This is a genomic window from Acidobacteriota bacterium, from assembly GCA_028874215.1.
Classification (GTDB): Bacteria; Acidobacteriota; UBA6911; order RPQK01; family JAJDTT01; genus JAJDTT01.
Window position 1 is genome coordinate 1 of sequence record JAPPLF010000044.1, and the last position, 5791, is coordinate 5791.

The 5791-nt window shown below is 62.6% G+C and carries 3 protein-coding genes and 1 pseudogene; 2 read left to right on the top strand and 2 right to left on the bottom strand.

The features are described from left to right. Positions 1–3725, bottom strand: a 3725-nt coding sequence (locus tag OXT71_08850; protein MDE2926491.1) for a leucine-rich repeat domain-containing protein, incomplete at its 3' end; no start/stop codon positions are given. A gap of 179 nt (positions 3726–3904) precedes the next feature. Between OXT71_08850 and OXT71_08855 the strand changes: the two are divergent. Together OXT71_08855 and OXT71_08860 are read left to right on the top strand one after the other, a co-directional pair. After that, positions 3905–4261 (top strand): annotated as a pseudogene (locus OXT71_08855) (hypothetical protein). Positions 4262–4351: 90 nt separating this feature from the next. Continuing rightward, entirely contained in the window at positions 4352–5575 is a 1224-nt protein-coding gene (locus OXT71_08860) for an integrase arm-type DNA-binding domain-containing protein (protein MDE2926492.1), read from the top strand. Positions 5576–5606: 31 nt separating this feature from the next. On the opposite strand, the gene OXT71_08865 is transcribed toward OXT71_08860, so the two are convergent. Continuing rightward, the coding region (locus tag OXT71_08865) for a hypothetical protein (GenBank protein ID MDE2926493.1) at positions 5607–5791 on the bottom strand (185 nt) is incomplete at its 5' end.

The following is a 5791-nucleotide window of genomic DNA, read 5'->3' on the forward strand; positions in this document are numbered from 1 at the left end:
AGCACAAGACCGGTGACGTTGGACAGGTTGCCGAGTTTGGGCGGGATCGGGCCGGTCAATTCGTTGGCGTTGAGCCACATGTACTCCAAGCTGCCGAGATTGCCGAGTTCGGGCGGGATCGGGCCGGTGACGCGAGTGCCACGGATCGAAAGCCGCTCCAGGTTGGAGAGGTTCCCGAGTTCGGACGGAATCGGGCCCGTGAGAGGGTTTTCGCCGATGAACAGTTGCTTGAGGCTGGCGAGGCTGCCCAGTTCCCGCGGGATCGGGCCGGTCAGGTTGTTGGTGCCGAGACTAAGATCCGTCAGATTTTCAAGAGCGCCCAGTTCCGGCGGGATAGCGCCGCTGAGGTTGTTGTCGAAGAGGTTCAGGTCTTCCAGGTTGGCGAGGCTGTGCAATTCGGGCGGGATCGGGCCCGTCAGGTCATTATTGGAGAGCCAAAGCCAGGTCAACTTGGCGAGGTTGCCCAGTTCCGGCGGGATCGGACCCGTGAACTGGTTCCCCGAGAGATAGACTCGGCTCAGGTTGGAGAGGTTCCCGAGTTCGGGCGGGATCGGACCCTGCAGGTTGTTGTCCCCGAGCCACAAAACGCTGACGCGGCCTTCAACGTCAACGAAGACGCCCTGCCACTCTTCCAACGGGGCGTCGGTCAGCCAGTTCTCACTCTCGATCCAGGTCGGCCCATCCGTTGCTTCGTAGAGCGCGACCAGGATGTCGCGGTCCGTCAGCGGCGCGCACTTACTGCCTGAGCCTTCGTGCGCCGAAATGGCGTTCAGCCACGCTTGGAACAACTCCTCAACCGGAGCGCACAGCTCGGTGTCCGCGTAGTGGAACACCTGAAGAGAGAGACGGGCCAATTCCAGCGGCAACCTTCCGGAAAGGGTGTTGGAGTCGATCCGCAACTCGGTCAACTGCGCCAGTTGGCCCAAGATTCTGGGGAGCCGTCCTGTCAGTCCATTCCCACTCAGATCGAGCCCCGTCACTCGTCCCAGGGAGTCGGCGCTCACTCCATGCCATTCACTCACAGCACCGTCCCCGCTCCAGCCACCGGAATTCGTCCAATCCTCACCGCCTGTGTTTCGGAAAAACGAATCGAGCACAGCCACGTCGGACTCGTTGCAGTACGGCCCTGCGTGTCGTTTGATCCCTTTCAACCAAGCGATGAATTCGGTCGTGCCGGGGGCGCACAGGCCCAAATTGTGGGAATACAAGAAAGTGTCCAGTTGGCCGAGTTGCAAAAGGTCTGACGGGATCGGACCCGTCAGCTCGTTCCAATCGAGTTCCAGCCACCACAACTGGGACAGCTTTCCCAACTCCGGCGGGATCGGGCCTGTTAACCGGTTCCTTCCGAGGTGTAGGCTCTGCAAGCGAGAGAGGTGCCCAAGTTGCGCCGGGATCGGGCCTCGTAGCTGGTTGCTATGGAGGGACAGGAATTCCAAATTGGAGAGATTCCCGAGTTCCATCGGGATCGGCCCGGTCAGCCGATTAATGCTGAGGCGCAGGATTTCCAGATGAGAAAGGCGCCCAAGTTCTTGTGGGATCATTCCCGTCAGCCGGTTGGCAACGAGTTGCAGTACCTCCAGGCCGGAGAGGCGCCCGAGTTCCGGAGGAATCTTGCCCTCCAATCGATTCTGACTGAGATCCAGGACCCTCAGGTGGGACAGCGAGCCCAGTTCCGGCGGGATCTCCCCCGTCAATTGGTTCTGACTGAGATCCAGGACTCTCAGGAGGGTGAGCGAACCCAGTTCCGGCGGGATCGGCCCGGTCAATCCGTTCCCAATCTTCTGCTGTCCTCCGTCTTCAGTGTCGACCCACTCGGCCATCCGCAATCCGATCACCCGACCCCGGCTGTCCACCTCGACCCCGTACCACTCCCCCAGTGGGACGTCGGTCAGCCAGTTGTCGCTGCGGGTCCAACCCGATCCACCCAGCGCATCGAACAGCGTCCCCAGCGCCATCCGCTCGGAAACGGACACCGTCACCGTGACCGACGCCGTGGCCGTCTGTCCGTCCGTTCCCGTCACCGTGATGCGGTAGGTCGTGGTGACGTTCGGCGTCACCGTCCGAGACCCGGACGTCGGCACCATGCCGATGTCCGGGGAGATCTCCGCGCTCTCCGCATTCGTCGACGACCACGTCAATGTCACATTCTGTCCCCGATCGATCGACGTCGGTGAAGCCGACAGCGTCACCGTCGGAGGGGGAGCCTGGCCGCCGTCGATCCCTACCCCGTCCGGGATCTGAATCGCCGGCACCGCCGAGAGCGAGGAGGTTCCCTTCCCGAATCGCAGTCCCAGCGGGGAAAACCCGGATTCGTCCTCCGTTCGCAGGAACAGGAGGCCTCGAAAGTCCGCCAGAAATCCCGTATCCACTCCCGGGACATCGAACCATTCCGGAAGCGTGAGCGCGCCCTGATGGAAGTCTCTCCAAGGGACGAACACTCCGTTCAATGGGTCGTTTCCCTCCTCGTCGCGGAGTCTCAACTCGATCCTGGAATCTGCATCCGGTTTGAAGAGGGCCAGTCCCGCCCCCACGGTTCCCGATTCTTCTACGAACAGAGCGAATTCCTTCCCCAACCGGGCCGGCTCGACACTGACTTCGATCCCCGTTTGGACGTGCCGGTAGGTCAACAGTCCACTCACCGCCGCCGAATCGGTCTCGACCTCGATCCAGCCCCGCCGAATGGATCCGGATCCGGCGCTTCTCAAGATTCGACTGCCCAGCGCCGGAATCTCCAACGTCAGATCGGAATCGAACAGATCCCGCACCAGTTGTCCGTCCGGGTCGCGAACTTGGCCCCGGACCTGGGCCGCGGCGTCCGGATCGACGTTGCTGAGTACCAGCTGCACGGCCCATCCCCCTCCGTCGACATAGTCGGGAAAGATAAGGTCCGTCCCTTGAGATTCCTCACTTTGGGTCCGAATCGCCGGCACTGCCGAGAGGGAAGACGTTCCTTTCCCGAACCGCAGCCCCAACGGGGCGAAGGGAGATTCGTCTTCGGTCTCCAGGAACAACAGGCCACGAAAGTCGGTCAGGAACCCCGTATCCACCCCATCGGCGGTGAACCATTCCGGGAGCGTGCGCGCCGCCTGGTGAAAATCCACCCAGGGAACGAATCCACCCTCCAAGGGATCGTCCCCTTCCTCATCGCGGATTCGCAACTCGAGACGCGACGAGGCGGCCGGTTTGAAGACCGCGACGCCGGCGCCGACCGTCGGCGTTTCCTCGACGAACAAGGCGAATCGGGGTCCCAATTCGACGGGTTCGACGCCGACTTCGATCCCAGATTGGGCGTGCCGATAGGTCAACAGTCCGCTGATCGTCGCCACATCGGTCCGGACCTGGATCCAACCCCGCCGAATGGCACCTGAGCCGGCGCTTTTCAAGATTCGACTGCCCAGGGATGGAATCTCCAACGTCAATTCCGAATCGAACAGGTCCAGGACCGGTTGTCGGTCCGGGTCGTAGACATCCACGCGGACTTCGGCCGCGGCCTCCGGGTCGACGTTGCTGATGACCAACTGTACCGACCATCCGCCCCCGTCGACGTAATCCGGGAAGACCAGAATTGTCTCTCCCGTTTCCTGCGCCTGATCTTCGATCGAGTCGTTCGCCGCCCGGCGAACGTTCTCTGACGGTGGACCGCCCGTTTGCGCCGACGACAGGACGAAAAACAGCCACCAGACAAAGAAAGGGCCCGAGAAGGAGTGAAATCGAAGAGCCATCATGTTCATGTCAGGACGGGTATGGGACAAGTTCGCAGCCGGCCTTTCGGGGCCTCCGAGACTCGGTCGGCTTGATATTGGAACCTAAGACTACATTCGGATTAGGTGCACGGGAAGAGGCTCCTCGTGGGGTGGATAACTGAGGAGCGGCGGCAAACACTGCTACAGTCCACTGTGGACTCAACGACAGTTTCGCGCGGAGCAACGAGAAGCTCAGGATCGTCTTCGACGGGGTCTTCCCGGCCGAGGATATCGGTTCCTACAAGCCGAGTGACAGGAACTTCAACTACATGATCGATCGGTCGGGGATCCTGCACACGGTCGAGAGCATGTTCCACGACCACGCCCCGGCGAACCGCGCGGGCCTCGCCAGCTGTCACGTCTACCGCAGGGCGGGGCAGGAGGGATTCGGAGCCACCATGCCGCCGGAAACGATGCCACACTTCGATTCTGGCCTTCCCGCCAGGAATCCTAGATTGAATCGTCTGTATCATCCACGTAGGTCCAGTATTGTCCATAAGTGTTTATATTGGTTTTAGTTATAACTAGATCGGACATCCGACCTTGTCCCATACTGATCCGATGAGTCCCCTTGCATCCACCATATTGTGGGGGGTATAGTGGTATGGATGAGACTCACGAAACGACCTCCACAACACAAGCCGCGCGGCCGGCATCCACTCAATGCCCTGACACCGGCCTTTGTCCGCAACGTGAACCAAGCCGGACGTTACTGTGACGGCCACGGCCTCTATCTCGATGTCCGGCCCACGGGCAGCCGGGGTTGGATCCAGCGCCTCACCATCCGGGGCCGCCGAACCGAGCTCGGGCTCGGCGGATTTCCCCTCGTCTCGCTCAAGGAAGCGCGAGAGAAGGCATTCGCCAACCGGAAGCTGGCCCGCGACGGGGGCGACCCCCGGGCCGAGAAGCGGCGGGCCGAGTCGATGCCCACCTTCGCGGACGCCGCCCGGACGGTCTGGAAGCAGCTGCGGCCGGGCTGGCGCTCCCCCCGGCATGCGCGGCTCTGGCTGAGAAGCCTGGAGCGCCACGTCTTGCCTCATATCGGAAAGATACCGATTGCGGCGGTGACGAGCGCGGACGTGATCGGGATTCTGGCTCCGATCTGGCACGAGAAGGCCGCCACGGCCCGGAAGCTGCGCCAGCGCATCAGCGCGGTCCTGGAGTGGGCCGTGGCGATGGATCTTCGGCCCGACAACCCGTGCGACCGGATCGGTCCGGTGCTCGGCTCGCAGGGGAAAGCCGTGCGTCACATGCGGGCGTTGCCTCACGGGGAGATTGCGTCTGCACTCCGGACCGTGCGGGCATCGAACAAGCGGCCGGTGGTGAAGCTGGCGTTCGAGTTTCTGGTGCTGACGGCGACGCGCTCCGGCGAGGTCCGGGGGGCGGTCTGGACGGAGATCGACCGGAACCAGGGTGTGTGGACCATCCCCGCTGGACGCATGAAGGGGTATCGGGAACACCGGGTCCCGCTAACCCGCCCTGCGTTGGAGATCCTCAAGGAGGCGAAGGTGCTCGGTCGGGGCAACCGGCTCGTTTTTCCCAGAGTGAGCGGAAAGCCACTCGGGAGGACCGCCATGTCGGAACTCCTCCGTGGGTTGAGGATTGCGGCGGTGCCGCACGGGTTCCGGTCGAGTTTCCGGGACTGGGTGGCGGAGGAGACGGATCATCCGCGCGAGGTGGCGGAGGCGGCTTTGGCGCACAAGGTGCGCAACCCGGTCGAGGCCGCCTACCGGCGCACGGACCTGTTCAAGCGGCGGAGGCGGCTGATGGACGACTGGGCGGGCTATCTGGCTGGCGAGAGTCGGCCTCGGGCGTCTGTCCGGCTCCGTTGATCCGCCTTGCGTAGAGCGCCAGCTTGAAGGCCTACGCGAAGCCATAGTCCGCCGATACGCCGCCGGAAACCCACTCAGGCACAATCTTCGAGAACGCCCGAAAAAACAAGCCCGCCATTGTCCTCTCCCATGCGGCGCGTTCTCTCACGACAGACTGGAACTCTCCCTTCCCCATCTTCGCAGAGGCCTTCCCGCAGGGATCAATGAAGAAGTGAG